The 12,840-nt window shown below is 63.4% G+C and carries 11 protein-coding genes; 4 read left to right on the top strand and 7 right to left on the bottom strand.

What is annotated here, in order from left to right:
• The first annotated feature begins 277 nt into the window (after nucleotides 1-277).
• Both adh and VJ673_RS16670 read left to right on the top strand, forming a co-directional pair.
• Nucleotides 278-1,798, top strand: a complete 1,521-nt coding sequence (adh, locus tag VJ673_RS16675) for an aldehyde dehydrogenase (protein WP_324127274.1) — start codon at nucleotides 278-280, stop codon at nucleotides 1,796-1,798.
• A 163-nt stretch (nucleotides 1,799-1,961) separates the two neighbouring features.
• The gene (locus VJ673_RS16670) at nucleotides 1,962-2,330 is read left to right on the top strand and encodes a DUF779 domain-containing protein (RefSeq protein ID WP_324127273.1); all 369 of its coding nucleotides are present in this window, start codon (nucleotides 1,962-1,964) and stop codon (nucleotides 2,328-2,330) included.
• Between the two features lie 82 nt (nucleotides 2,331-2,412).
• Here the strand turns inward: VJ673_RS16670 and VJ673_RS16665 are convergent, their stop codons facing one another.
• The 7 genes from VJ673_RS16665 to VJ673_RS16635 all read right to left on the bottom strand — a co-directional run bounded on the left by VJ673_RS16665 (nucleotide 2,413) and on the right by VJ673_RS16635 (nucleotide 10,658).
• A complete protein-coding gene (locus VJ673_RS16665; protein WP_324127272.1) occupies nucleotides 2,413-4,401 on the bottom strand; it encodes a sigma-54-dependent Fis family transcriptional regulator in 1,989 nt (662 codons plus the stop codon).
• A gap of 160 nt (nucleotides 4,402-4,561) precedes the next feature.
• The gene (locus tag VJ673_RS16660; protein ID WP_324127271.1) at nucleotides 4,562-5,203 is read right to left on the bottom strand and encodes a response regulator transcription factor; all 642 of its coding nucleotides are present in this window, start codon (nucleotides 5,201-5,203) and stop codon (nucleotides 4,562-4,564) included.
• Nucleotides 5,204-5,324: 121 nt separating this feature from the next.
• Nucleotides 5,325-6,764: an aldehyde dehydrogenase gene (gene aldA / locus VJ673_RS16655; RefSeq protein WP_324127270.1), complete on the bottom strand. Its 1,440-nt coding sequence runs from the start codon at nucleotides 6,762-6,764 to the stop codon at nucleotides 5,325-5,327.
• A 24-nt stretch (nucleotides 6,765-6,788) separates the two neighbouring features.
• Nucleotides 6,789-7,256: a DUF1097 domain-containing protein gene (locus tag VJ673_RS16650; RefSeq protein WP_324127269.1), complete on the bottom strand. Its 468-nt coding sequence runs from the start codon at nucleotides 7,254-7,256 to the stop codon at nucleotides 6,789-6,791.
• A gap of 65 nt (nucleotides 7,257-7,321) precedes the next feature.
• Nucleotides 7,322-8,182 (bottom strand): transporter, encoded by an 861-nt coding sequence (locus VJ673_RS16645; RefSeq protein ID WP_324127268.1) that lies wholly within the window; start codon nucleotides 8,180-8,182, stop codon nucleotides 7,322-7,324.
• A gap of 99 nt (nucleotides 8,183-8,281) precedes the next feature.
• Nucleotides 8,282-10,000 carry a methanol/ethanol family PQQ-dependent dehydrogenase gene (locus VJ673_RS16640; protein WP_324127267.1) on the bottom strand — a complete coding sequence of 573 codons (1,719 nt, stop codon included), beginning with the start codon at nucleotides 9,998-10,000 and terminating at the stop codon, nucleotides 8,282-8,284.
• Nucleotides 10,001-10,046: 46 nt separating this feature from the next.
• Nucleotides 10,047-10,658: a QcrA and Rieske domain-containing protein gene (locus VJ673_RS16635; protein ID WP_324127266.1), complete on the bottom strand. Its 612-nt coding sequence runs from the start codon at nucleotides 10,656-10,658 to the stop codon at nucleotides 10,047-10,049.
• A 374-nt stretch (nucleotides 10,659-11,032) separates the two neighbouring features.
• Here VJ673_RS16635 and VJ673_RS16630 point away from each other — a divergent pair, with 374 nt between their 5' ends.
• Both VJ673_RS16630 and VJ673_RS16625 read left to right on the top strand, forming a co-directional pair.
• Entirely contained in the window at nucleotides 11,033-12,019 is a 987-nt protein-coding gene (locus VJ673_RS16630) for an ABC transporter substrate-binding protein (protein WP_324127265.1), read from the top strand.
• Nucleotides 12,019-12,840 carry an ABC transporter permease gene (locus VJ673_RS16625; protein ID WP_324127264.1) on the top strand — a complete coding sequence of 274 codons (822 nt, stop codon included), beginning with the start codon at nucleotides 12,019-12,021 and terminating at the stop codon, nucleotides 12,838-12,840. Before VJ673_RS16630 ends, VJ673_RS16625 begins: the two co-directional genes overlap by 1 nt.

Here is a 12,840-nt window from a genome sequence, read left to right as displayed (position 1 = left end):
TAAAGCACAAATCATTCCGTGCCCCGAGCCCGGCCCTTTCGACTGTTCCGACTATCGCCGGCTGTTTCGAAGTGGAGCAACTGCGCACTTGTTGAGCAGCGCACTGTGCAAGCCGATTGGCATCTGCACTTTATGCGTATGGTTTGTATATTTTTACATGTATATGTATTTAAAAGAGAAATCGAAGTTGACTGTGGCGTGAAGATCAAGCTGGCACGCCCCCTGCGATAGGTTCTGCGACGCACCAGCGTTCCAATCAATTACTGGAGACACGTTCATGATCTACTCGCTGCCCGGCACGCCCGACGCCAAGGTCCAATTCAAGACCCGCTACGACAACTTCATCGGCGGCAAGTTTGTCCCGCCGGTCCGCGGCCAGTATTTCGAGAACATCACCCCGATCACGGGCAAACCCTTCTGCCAAGTCGCCCGCTCGACCGAGGAAGACGTTGCTCTCGCCCTCGACGCCGCCCACGCCGCTGCCGACAAGTGGGGCCGTACTTCCGCCGCCGACCGCGCGAACATTCTGCTGAAGATCGCCGACCGCCTCGAAGCCAACCTTGAAATGCTCGCGTATGCCGAGACTGTCGATAACGGCAAGGCCATCCGCGAAACCCTGAACGCCGACATTCCGCTGACGGTCGACCACTTCCGTTACTTCGCAGGCTGCCTGCGCGCCCAGGAAGGCGGCATCAGCGAGATCGACGAACACACGATCGCCTACCACTTCCATGAGCCGCTCGGCGTCGTCGGCCAGATCATCCCGTGGAACTTCCCCATCCTGATGGCCGCATGGAAGCTCGCCCCGGCGATCGGCGCCGGCAACTGCGTCGTGCTGAAGCCCGCCGAGTCGACCCCGGTCTCGATCATGGTGCTGGTCGAACTGATCGCCGACCTGCTGCCCCCGGGCGTGCTGAACATCGTAAATGGCTTCGGTCGTGAAGCCGGCATGCCGCTCGCGACCAGCAAGCGCATCGCCAAGATTGCCTTCACCGGCTCGACCGCCACCGGCCGCGTCATCGCCCAGGCTGCTGCGCAGAACCTGATCCCCGCCACGCTGGAACTCGGCGGCAAGTCGCCCAACATCTTCTTCGAAGACATCGCCAGCGCCGACGACGAACTGTTCGACAAGGCGGTCGAAGGCATGGTGCTCTTCGCGTTCAACCAGGGCGAAGTCTGCACCTGCCCGTCGCGCGCGCTGATCCAGGAATCGATCTACGACCGCTTCATGGAGCGTGTGATTCCCCGCGTCAAGGCGATCAAGCAGGGCAGCCCGCTCGACACCACGTCGATGATGGGTGCGCAGGCCTCGACCGACCAGATGAACAAGATCATGTCCTACCTCGACCTGGGCAAGCAGGAAGGCGCGCAGTGCCTGACCGGTGGCGACCGCGCTCACCTCGCCGGCGAGCTGTCTGAGGGCTACTACATCCAGCCGACCCTGTTCAAGGGCCACAACAAGATGCGCATCTTCCAGGAAGAGATCTTCGGGCCGGTGCTGGCCGTGACGACCTTCAAGGACGAAGCCGAAGCCCTCGAAATCGCGAACGACACCCCGTACGGCCTCGGCGCCGGCGTGTGGTCGCGCGACGGCAGCCGTGCCTACCGCATGGGCCGCGGCATCAAGGCCGGCCGCGTGTGGACCAACTGCTACCACGCCTACCCGGCGCACGCCACCTTCGGCGGCTACAAGGAATCGGGCATCGGTCGCGAAACCCACAAGATGATGCTGGATCACTACCAGCAGACCAAGAATCTCCTGGTCAGCTACAGCCCGAACGCGCTGGGCTTCTTCTGAGCTTCGGTCGCTGTTGTACTGCGGGTCTTGCCTGAGTCCGCAGTACGGCAGTGGCGTTCTCCTCTCCCTCTCCTCCCTCCCAGAGTGGAAGAGTTATCGGGCGGCCTTGGTCGCCCGTTTTTTTTGCCGCGGATTTCGGCCGCGGTGAGACATGGAGCTTCGAATGGTCGACACCGTCATTGCAACGCCCGAGGCCGAGGCCTTGATCCAGCGCCTCGTTGCGCAGCACGGCCCGGTGATGTTCTTCCTCTCCGGTGGCTGCTGCGAAGGCAGTGCGCCGATGTGTTATCCGCGCGGAGAATTCATCGTCGGGCCGGCGGACATCCTGCTCGGGCAGATCGGCGGCAGCCCCTTCTATATCAGTCGTTCGCAATACGAATTCTCGAAGAACACACAGTTGATCATCGACGTCGTAGCGGGGCGGGGCGGCGGTTTCTCCCTTGAGGGGCCTGAAGGCTATAGCTTCCACCTGCGCTCGCGACTGTTTAACGACGCGGAGCTCGTGGAACTTGGGCTCTCCGATATCAACTGAGACAGACCGCGTTCCGGTGTTCCATTTCAGAGCATTTGCTGCGAAATGGAACACTTTTGGCGGCAATGCCGACTAGGAAAGATCACTCTGGCGCACTGTCGCGGGGAGCCATGCATGACGGTACGATGCCGTGTTCCTTGAGCTTTCGATAGAAGGTCGAGCGCGACATCCCGAGCTGCCGGCATGCCTCCGTGGCATTCCAGCCGCAGCGACTTAGCGTCCCGACCAGCGCATCGCGCTCCCTGTCCTTGCGCTCCTCGGCACTGACGCAAGCTTTCGTGTTGCGGGGCGGCGCTTGCTCCGAGGCCGTCTCCCCAAAGGTCTCCGGCAGATGTTCGGGGCCGACGACAGTTGCGGTGCAAACCGCAATCGCATACCGCAACACGTTGCGCAACTCCCGAATGTTGCCCGGCCAGCGATACGCCAGTAAGCGCCGCTCCGTGTGCGCCGACAGCGTCGCCGTCCGCTCCGCGCTCGCCGCCTCTTCGGCGAAGACCATGCGTATCACGTCGACGACGTCCGAGCGCTCGCGCAGCGCCGGTATCCTGAAGGTTGCGGCATTGAGGCGATAAAAGAGGTCTTCGCGGAAGAGCTTGTCGCGGACCATCGATGGGAGGTCGCGGTGCGTCGCGCAGATGACCGACACGTCAACGCGTTCAGGGACCGAGGCGCCGAGGGCGACCAGTTCCCCTTCGGCCAGCACACGGAGCAGGCGCGTCTGCAGCGCCAGAGGCATGTCGCCGATTTCGTCGAGAAACAGGGTTCCACCATTTGCCTGCGCGATCTTGCCCGAATTGCCTTTCGCCCTCGCGCCGGTGAATGCCCCTTCCTTGTAGCCGAACAGTTCGCTCTCGATCAGCGTTTCCGGGATAGCCGCACAATTGATCGCGATAAAGGGTTTGTCGCGGCGCCGGCTGAAGTCGTGGATGGCCTTTGCGAATCGCTCCTTGCCTGCTCCGGTCTCGCCCAGCAGGAGAATCGGAATCCGGTTGTTTGCGAGCAGTTTGATGCGCGAGATGTTTTCGAGGAGTCGTGGGTCCGACACGGCGAGCCCCTCGAAACCCGTGCTCGCGTTTCCAGCCAGGGACGTTGCGCGTGCCGAGGGCGCCAAGGCGCCTTTCGCGGCGGCGGCGGGAACGGGTTTACGGGGCGAGCGGATCTGGGCGTGGACGCTGCTGACGCCGAGCACGCAGGGAATCGTGATCGGCACGCCGGGGTTCGTATGCGCGAAGCGCAGCAACCGCTCGGCGGTCACGTCGAGCAAATCCTCGATGCGCAGGTCGCCGTGGGGGTTCGGCAGCTGATGCCTGAGCTGGCGACTCATGCACACCACGCGCCCGCCTTCGTCGAAGGCGAGCAGGATCGAATCGTCGGGTGTCCAGCTTTCCGGCTGGGTGGATAGGCGGATCACCCAGCTCGCGGCATTTTCTTCGAAGAAGATCGCCTGTTCGATTCGCGATGCGGTGAGCAGCGACAGGTTGTACGCGACGGACTGGCTGCCCCGATCGGTGTTCGCCGAAATCGCGGTCGTGTTCAATACGCCCAGGATCTCTTCGCACGGACCGAACAGCGGCACCGCGCTGCAACTGATCCCGTGGTTGCGGATGAGGAAGTGTTCGGCTTCGTGAACGAGGAGCGGGGCGCGATCGATGAGCGCAGTGCCGATGCCGCACGTTCCCTGATCCTGTTCCGACCAGCATGCGCCGACACGCAGGCCGTGGTCCTCGAACTCGCGCTCGTGACGCGGATGGGCCCGTCTGTCGACGGTGGCGCCGTTCCGGTCGGTGAGCAATATGCAATACCCGAGCCCGCCGATCTGCTGGTGAAGCCAGTTGATGCCCGGCGTCGCGATGCGGAGAAAGCGTTCCTCGCGTTCCCTGAGCTCGGCAAGCCGTTCCGCTGTCAGGACTCGTTCTCGCGCAACTGCCCCGGGATCGAGTCCGTATTCCCGTTGTGATCGCTGGCGCGAAACGGCGATACGCTGGCGGCCCGGAACGGCCGTGCCCGATGGCATCGACTTGCCGACCGCGAGCGAATCCAGCAGGGCCTGCCGGCTCCCGAACTGATTCATCTCCATCTCCTCCTCCGGACACTATGTTGTGTCTTGGTGCTTTTCTTGTAGCAGTCCGGGAGCAGTCCCGCGGCTTATTGAAGCTTGCTGATTATATAGAGCTTTCGTAATAGGTATCCATCGCTTCCCGAGTGGTGGCGCCCGTCACCCCCCGAGGTGGTCAGATGAAGCCGGCGCGCACCGCGATCAGCGCGAGTTCTGCTGCGTTCGAGGCATTCAACTTCTGCTTGATGTGGTACAGGTGCGTACCGATCGTGCTCGAACTGAGCCGGTGCGTGGAGGCGATTTCCTGTACCGAGGATCCTGCCGCCACCTGCAGGAAGACGGCGAATTCCCGATTCGTCAGTGCGTCGGCGGGGTCTTCGGAGCCGTTGAAGTGGGCGAGGGCGATCTTGGGCGCCAGTTCCGGGTCCAGATAACGTCGGCCTCGCGCCACCTGCGAAATTGCGCGCACCAGTTCCTGCGGATGTGCCCGCTTGGACAGGTAGCCGGTCGCGCCAACCTTCAATGCGCGCGCAGGAATCTGCGTATCGTCGTGAGCCGACAGTACGAGCACGCGGGCCGCCGGATGATGCGTGAGCAGTCGTTCGAGCGCGCCTAAGCCACCGATGCCGGGCATTCTCACGTCCATCACGAGGACGTCCGGCCGCTGCTCTGCGTAGGCCGCGAGCGCCGCTTCGCCGCTGTCCGCCTCGGCGACGATTGTCGCGCCGACGCCTTCGAGCAGCATGCGAAAGCCTGAGCGCACCACAGGGTGATCGTCGGCGAGGACGAGTCGGAGATGTTCAAGCGCCGTGCGCATGGCCAGGGCTCTCCTGAATGGCGGACTGCCGAAGATTCGATCCGGTTTGAAAAAGGCGATCGTGACGAGGGCGCCACGATCGCAAGGAGGAAGTCGGATGGACTCCTGGAGAGAGGGGGGCTTAGCCGTGCTGCATGTAGACGACCTGCGTCTCCGTGTATTCGAGGAGACCGTGCTTGCCGTCCGCGCCGCCGATGCCGGAATGGCGGCGGCCGGCATGGAAGCCCTGCATGGCTTCGAAGTGCTCACGGTTCACGTAGGTTTCGCCGAAACGCAGCGAATTGCACGCCCGCATGGCCATGCTCAGATCTCGCGTGAAAATCGACGACGTCAGGCCGTAGTCGGAGTCGTTGGCGAAGGTGATGGCTTCCTCGAGGCTATCGACGACCTGGATCGGCAGCACTGGTCCGAAAATCTCCTTGTGCATCACCTCCATGTCATGACGGCAGTTGACCAGAACGGTGGGCAGGTAGTGGTAGCCCTGCTCCGCGGGCGCCACGTTGCCGCCGAGGATCGCTTCTGCCCCTTCCTCGCGTGCTTTGCTCACCATTGCCGCGACCTTTTCCAGGCCCTGGCGGTTTACCAGCGGCCCCATGTCCACCGAGGGGTCGGCGATCGGGTCCCCATAGCGCACGGCGGCCATCCGCGAGGTGACCTTGTCGATGAACTCGTTGGCAACCGAGCGTTCGACGTAGACGCGTTCGGCGCAGTTGCAGACCTGGCCGGTGTTGATGACGCGAGAGTCGCAGACCGCTTTGGCGGCGAGGTCGATGTCGGCGCTGCCGAGCACGATCGCGGGCGCCTTGCCTCCCAATTCCAGATTGACGCGAGTCAGGTTGCGGGATGCAACGGCCATGATGCGCTTGCCGGTCTCGACGCTACCGGTGAAGCTCACGAGGCCCACCTGCGGACTCTCGGTGAGCCGGGCACCGACCGTCGCGCCGCGCCCGCCGACAAGATTGAAGACACCGGGCGGCAGATCGGTTTCGCTCACCAGCCGCGCGAATTCGAAAGCGTTGATCGGCGTTTCCTCGCTAGGTTTCACGACAATGGTATTGCCGGTCAGCAGGGCGGGCGCCATCTTGCGTGCGATCAGGAAGAAGGGGAAGTTCCACGGCAGGATGCCGACCGTGACGCCGATCGGGCGGCGCATGAGAAAGATGCTCTCGCCCATGCGGTCACTGGGAATGACTTCGCCCTCGATGCGTCGCGCCCACTCGGCCATGTAGTCGATGTAGTCGGCAGTGAAGTCAACCTCGACGCGGGCCAGACCCAGTATCTTGCCCTGCTCACGGGTGATGATTTCGGCCAGCTGTTCCTTTTCGCTGCGCACCTTCGTGGCGATGGCACGCAGATGCTTCGCGCGCTCGATTGCGGGCAGCTTTTCCCATGCGGGTTGGGCGCCGCGCGCCGCGGCGACCGCTTCATCGACCAGAGCGGCCGATGCTTCCGGAACGCGGGCGAGGAGTTCGTCCGTGGCGGGGTTGCGGACTTCGATGAAATCCGGCGAGCCGTTCTCGATGAAACGTCCGCCGATATAGTTCTGATACATCTTGGTCATCATCTTTCTCCGTGTGTGGTGGGGTCAGGCGGTGCGGGCGAGGCGTTTACCGGCCAGCTCGGAGGCGAAGCCGAAAGCGATGCCGGCGATCCAGGTCAGTGCGATAAAGGCGATGCTGACGTCGATTTTTCCACCCGAGCCGAAGAAGGACGCGGCGCCCAGAAAGGCTGCGGGCGTGTAGGCCAGTGGCGCAAAGTCGGCCATTGCGACCAGAACGAAAGCCAGCACGGCGACGAGGATCACGAGGGACGTGATGTCGCCGCCGAGGGTGCCCACGAAGTACAGCGTGATCGCCGTCAGCCCGATCCCTGCGAGCCCGGCCGCTGCGGACTTGATGGCGCCGGCGGTGCCACCCCCGGCTGCGAAGAACGCGGCCCAGGCGACGAAGCCTATCCAGGGGTTGAAGTGGAAGTCCGGATTGCCGACGCTGAGGTATACCCACACGGCGACCAGCGTTGCGATGCTCGAAGCGAGTGCGTGCAGAAGTTTCATTGAAGTCTCCTGAAACAGGGTGAGGAAGTCCCCTTCGCGGGCCCGTTGTCGAACCCGCGAAGGCGTTACCAGGCGTACGCGTACTTGATATTCAGGCTGTTGTTCGAGGCGTGGTTCTCGCCCTCAATGCTCTTTGAGTAGCGCAGCGTGATCGACTGGTTGTCGAAGGTGTGGAACATGAGGCCCACGCCGGCGTCGAGTACGTGTGCGCTATCGACCGTGCTGGTCTTGGAGCTACGTTCATAGTCCAGCGCGACGAATGGCTCGAGCAGACCATTGAGGCGGTAGCCGAGACGCTGATTGGTGTGGAAGGTCGTGCCCGGGCGGGAGCCGTCCTTCTTCTCGTTCTGGAAGACGAACCCGGCGTCAGCCGTCCAGCCGAGCTTGTCGGTGACGCGAACATCCCAAAGTACACTGGAGAGATTCTTCCAGTTGCTGTCGCTCACGCTGTCGTCGCCGACGGGAATCTGCACGAAGGACTGGAAGCCGAGAGTCGAGGAGGGCGTCGGCTTGTACCAGATGGCGAAGCCCGTCAGCGGGTCGCCGATGCCGCTGGTCTGGCTGGAGTTGCTGCGATCCTTGACGCCGATCTCGGGGACGATCACCTCATAGGCGAGACCGATCGATGGGTTCGACTCCGGCGTCCAGAAGCGCACGTATTTCGACAGACCGACCGTAGTGTTCGCGCCGGAGCCCTTCACGCGGTCGCCGTCGCCGTCGAACGTCTTGTCGTTGCGCTGGGCGTAGGCGTATTGGACGAAGACGTTGAACGGCTTGAAGCCGACCGGCAGTTCGTATTCGTGCGGACCGATGACGTCGAAGGTCGTCTGGGCTTGGGCGGGGGCCGGAGCGCCGCACAGCGTGGCGACGGCGGCGAGGATCCCGAGTGCAGGGTGCTTGAGTGCTGCGGGTTTGTTGTGGTGCATGTCGTCTCCTTGATTCGATTTTTTGGGCAAAGCGATCCCTACGCGGCACCGTCTGGCGCCGCGTGGAGAAAGGCCGATCAGGGCCGGGGTCGGAACGGGTTACTGTTCGAGCTTGAAGACCAGCAGCACGCCGCCTTGCGGGACGACCGTCTTGTGCGGAAGCACTGCGTCGAAGGCGCCCTGCATGCGTTGGGCATCCACACCCCAACCGGACTGGACGGCGACGTATTGTTCGCCATCGATCTCGAAGGTCGATGGCACGCCCGTGACGCCCGAGTTGGTCGGGAATTCCCACAGGACCTTGCCGTTCGTCGCGTCGAATGCGCGGAACTTGCGGTCATTGGTGCCCCCGCCGAAGACGAGGTCGCCGCCGGTGCTGAGCAGCGGACCCCAGTTCATTTCGGGGTACGTGTGTGTCCACACCTTCTTGCCGGTCTTTATGTCCCAGGCCTGCACTTCGCCGACGTGCTTGCGGGCCTTATCGTCCATGCGGACGTTGGTCAGAATGTTGTCGATCGAGACCCCGATATAGAGCTCGCCGGCGTTGTACTTGGCCGGCTCGCCGGTCAGTTCCGAGCACAGGTTGTTGTTGGCCGGGATGTAGAGCAGGCCGGTGCCGGGGTTGTACGCCTCGGGCGGCCAGTCCTTGCCGCCCCACAGCGACGGGCAGAAATTGACGGTTTTTCCGGTGCCCGGGGTGCGCGCGGGATCGTAGGTCGGACGGCCAGTCTTCGGATCGATGCTCTTGAAGACGTTCTGGGTCACGTAGGGCCAGGCATCGACGAAATTGATCTTGCTGCTGGTGCGTTCGAGCAGCCACAAGTAGCCGTTGCGGCCGGCGTGCACCAGCGACTTGAACTTCTTGCCGTTGCGCTCCAGATCGATCAGCAGCGGTGCCGACACTTCGTCCCAGTCCCACCCGTCGTTCCAGTGGTACTGGTGGTAGCCCTTCAGCTTGCCGGTGTCGACGTCGAGTGCGATCGTCGAATTCGCGTAAAGGTTGTCGCCTGCCCGTGTGTCCGGCATCCAGGGGCCAGCGTTGCCGACGCCCCAGTAGGCCAGATTCGTTTCCGGATCGTAGGAACCCGTGATCCATACTGAACCGCCGCCGCGCTTGTAGGTATCCGCGGGCCACGTGTCACCGCCAGGTTCTCCCGGGCCGGCGACGGTATGCGTGCGCCAGGCTTCCTTGCCGGTTTCGGCGTCGAACGCGGCGATGAAACCTCGGATGCCATATTCGCCGCCCGACGATCCCACCATGATCTTGCCTTTGGCGGCAAGGGGAGCGAGCGTCATGTAGTAGCCCTTCTTCCAGTCGGCGACCGCAGTCTTCCACAACTCCTTGCCTGTCACGGCATCGAGCGCGACGAGGGTGGCGTCGGTGGTCGCGAGGTAGAGCTTGTTGCCGTAGAGCGCGACGCCGCGATTGGTCGGGTGGAGCTGCTGCAGCTCTTCCGGGATCGCCTTCTTGTACCGCCACAGTTCCTTGCCCGTGGCCGCCTCGAAAGCGATCACCTGGTTGTTCGGCGTCGTGATGTACATGTAGCCGTTGTTCACGATCGGGGGCGACTGGTGGCCCTCAGTCATGCCCGTGGAGTAAGCCCAGGCGAGCTTCAGCTTTGCGACGTTTTGCGTGTTGATCTGCTTGAGCGAGCTGTAGCCCCAACTCGCGTAGTTGCCGCGGTAGGACAGCCAGTTCTGCGGCTCCGGATTCGCGAGGCGGTTATCCGTGACAGGGGCATACGGTGGTAGCGAGGCAGTTGCGATCAGCGGCGTGAGCGCCAGGGCGACGGCCAGCGGCTTGAGTGTCTTTCTCATGTGACTCCTCCTGTTTTTACTTTTTGCGGGTGGGTGGTGGGCTGGTTCAAACGGCGGTTGCGCCCGGCTTGGACGAGAACTTTCCGGCGACGACAAGGCGCTGGTTTTCGACCTTGAGCGGCAGAACGGGAAGGCCTCGCGGAGCCGGTCCTGCGATGACTTCTCCTCCGTGAGTGGGTCTGAACTGGGAAAAATGGCAAAAGCAGATCAGGGCGTTGTCCTTGGCGACGTAGTTCGTGATGTCGCAGCCCTGGTGCGTGCACACGGCCGAATAGGCGACCACGCCGTCCGCGCATTTCCTGCGCATGTCTTCGTGGATGTCGTCCGGCGCGACGCGGAACACGATGACTTTGTTGAGGCGGGAACCGCTCTTGATCGCTCCGCTCCCAGGATCGAACGGGAAGGCTAGAATTGGCTTATCACCGAGGGCTAAGTCCGCCAGGGTCAGCGGCTCCGTGTTGCCCTCGGGGTCGGCTCGCACGAGCAGATCGCCGGTTTCCGGGCGTGCGTCGCTGACTTCCGCCGCGTGGCTGCGGTGAGGTGTGGCAGCGGTGAGGCCCAGGAGAGCCCCGGTGCACATCTTCATCAGCGCCGACCGCCGGGCGGGATTTTCCGGGGCGCTGCAATTGAAGCAGGGTGTGTCAGTCTCGTTTTTCATTGTGTCTCCGGTCCTGTACTCGTGATGCAGACGAACCGGTAGCGCAAAGGCCGGGCCAAGGTATGGCAGTAATGCTTAAGGCATAGTTGGTAGTTAAGTAAGTGACTGGTATATAAAGAACATTTGGCGGAGAATGGTTTTGTTCGGTGCTGGCGCTGCTGTTCCTGACAGAGCTTCGGCAATCCCATCCCAGTGATTTGGCACACCTGTCCCGTGGGATTGGGACGCTTCGTGGGACACCAGTTGCGGGAAGGGACGTGTTTACTCGGCGATGTAGCCGGGACGACTAAATGGCGCGAATCGTGCTTTATCAGATGACGCACCGGCGGGCTCGATCCTGCCGGCGAACATATAAATTGCGAGGAGACGAGAAGATGTTCCGAACGGTTGTGCGGATCTGGTTTGCGGTTTGCGCGTTGGTTTGGGGGACGGATGCCGCTTTGGCTGCCGATCTCCCGACGATCCGCATCGGGGTGCTGCAATACGGCACCGTCAGCTGGGAACTCGAAGTCATCAAGCGGCTCGGGCTCGCCGAGCGCGAAGGGGTGCGCTTCGAAGTCGTTCCACTCGCGCTGAAGGACGCCGCGAACGTCGCGCTGCAGGGCGGGTCGGTCGATCTGATCGTCAATGACTGGATCTGGGTTGCCCGTCAGCGTGCAGACGGGCGCGAATTCGCTTTTGTCCCCTACTCGCGGGCGATCGGTTCGGTGATGGTGCGGCCGGATTCGAACATTCGCTCGCTCGCAGACCTGCGCGGCCAGCGCCTGGGCGTCGCCGGCGGCGCGCTCGACAAGAGCTGGCTGCTGCTGCGTGCTTACTCGCGCAAGACCCTCGGCGAAGACGCTGCGAAGCTCGTAAAACCCGACTTCGGCGCGCCGCCGCTGCTCAACGCGCTGATGCTCAAGGGCGAGCTGCCTGCGGTGCTCAACTTCTGGCATTTCTCGGCGCGCCTGCGCGCAGCCGGGATGCGCGAATTGCTGAGTCTCGACCAGATCCTGCAGGGGCTCGGCGTCGAAGGCGAGTTGCCGATGGTGGGCTGGGTGTTCCGCGAAGACTGGGCAAACAAGAACCGTCCGGCGCTCGAAGCCTTCCTGCGCGCATCGGCCAAGGCCAAGCAGGCGATGCAGGAGTCCGATGCGGTGTGGGCGGACATCCGGCCCCTGACACAGGCCGAGGACGACGCGACCTTCACCGCGCTGAAGCAGGGCTTCCGTGCCGGCATCCCGACGGCCGATGTCGCACGTGCCGAACGCACGGCCCGCAGCGTGTTCCGCATACTGGCCGACGAAGGCGGTACCGACCTCGTCGGCTCCGCGACCGCGTTGCCGGCCGGCACCTTCTGGCGCGCGGGCGGGCGGTGATGAAGGGCGCCGTCGATGAGGCGGGCGTGATGCTCCTGGGCGAGCGGCGCAAGACACCGCGGCTCGGCGTGCCGCGCGTCGGCGCCGAAGCGTGGCTGCGTCTCGCGTCGCTCGCCGGATTCCTCGTCGTGTGGCAGCTCGCGGCGGTGCTGTTCAACAGCTCGACGCTGCCAGCGCCACCTGTCGTGTTCCGGCGCATGTTCGACGAAATGCTGTCGGGCGCGCTGCCGCTCCATCTAGGGATCACGCTCGCGCGCGTCGCGGTGAGCTTCCTGCTCGCGATGGCGATCGGCACCGCGATCGGTATCGCGATGGGACGCTGGCGCCAGTTGGACCTGCTGCTCGACGGCTGGCTGGTGCTCGGGCTCAACATCCCCGCGCTCGTCACGATCATCCTGTGCTACGTGTGGTTCGGGCTCAACGACGCCGCGGCGATCGTCGCCGTCGCGCTCAACAAGATCCCGACCGTGATCGTCACCGTGCGCGAAGGCGCGCGCGCGATCGATCGAGGCCTCATGCAGGTCGCGCAGGCTTATCGTCTGCCGCGGCGCCTCACCTTCATGCGCGTGTATCTGCCGCAGCTCTATCCCTGGCTGATTGCCTCCGCCCGCTCCGGCCTGTCGCTGATCTGGAAGATCGTGCTCGTCGTCGAACTGCTCGGCCGCAGCAATGGCATCGGCTTCCAGCTCAACATGTTCTTCCAGCTGTTCGACATCGCGGGCATCCTGGCCTACACGCTGACTTTCGCGGCGGTCGTGTTGATCGTCGAAGCGGCCGGCCTGCGACCGCTCGAACGGCGCCTCACCCGGTGGCGGAGCTGA

This window comes from Aromatoleum sp., assembly GCF_035254505.1.
Taxonomy (GTDB): Bacteria; Pseudomonadota; Gammaproteobacteria; order Burkholderiales; family Rhodocyclaceae; genus Aromatoleum.
The sequence above is the reverse complement of the archived record's forward strand: the minus strand, read 5'-3'. Positions and strand labels throughout refer to the sequence as shown.

Bases quoted from the DNA above. Each gene is read 5' to 3' on its own strand.
- VJ673_RS16650 (WP_324127269.1), bottom strand. From the start codon at position 7,256: ATGAAACTTCTGCACGCACTCGCTTCGAGCATCGCAACGCTGGTCGCC.
- VJ673_RS16635 (WP_324127266.1), bottom strand. From the start codon at position 10,658: ATGAAAAACGAGACTGACACACCCTGCTTCAATTGCAGCGCCCCGGAA.
- aldA (WP_324127270.1), bottom strand. From the start codon at position 6,764: ATGACCAAGATGTATCAGAACTATATCGGCGGACGTTTCATCGAGAAC.
- VJ673_RS16630 (WP_324127265.1), top strand. From the start codon at position 11,033: ATGTTCCGAACGGTTGTGCGGATCTGGTTTGCGGTTTGCGCGTTGGTT.
- VJ673_RS16645 (WP_324127268.1), bottom strand. From the start codon at position 8,182: ATGCACCACAACAAACCCGCAGCACTCAAGCACCCTGCACTCGGGATC.
- VJ673_RS16625 (WP_324127264.1), top strand. From the start codon at position 12,019: ATGAAGGGCGCCGTCGATGAGGCGGGCGTGATGCTCCTGGGCGAGCGG.
- adh (WP_324127274.1), top strand. From the start codon at position 278: ATGATCTACTCGCTGCCCGGCACGCCCGACGCCAAGGTCCAATTCAAG.
- VJ673_RS16660 (WP_324127271.1), bottom strand. From the start codon at position 5,203: ATGCGCACGGCGCTTGAACATCTCCGACTCGTCCTCGCCGACGATCAC.
- VJ673_RS16665 (WP_324127272.1), bottom strand. From the start codon at position 4,401: ATGAATCAGTTCGGGAGCCGGCAGGCCCTGCTGGATTCGCTCGCGGTC.
- VJ673_RS16670 (WP_324127273.1), top strand. From the start codon at position 1,962: ATGGTCGACACCGTCATTGCAACGCCCGAGGCCGAGGCCTTGATCCAG.
- VJ673_RS16640 (WP_324127267.1), bottom strand. From the start codon at position 10,000: ATGAGAAAGACACTCAAGCCGCTGGCCGTCGCCCTGGCGCTCACGCCG.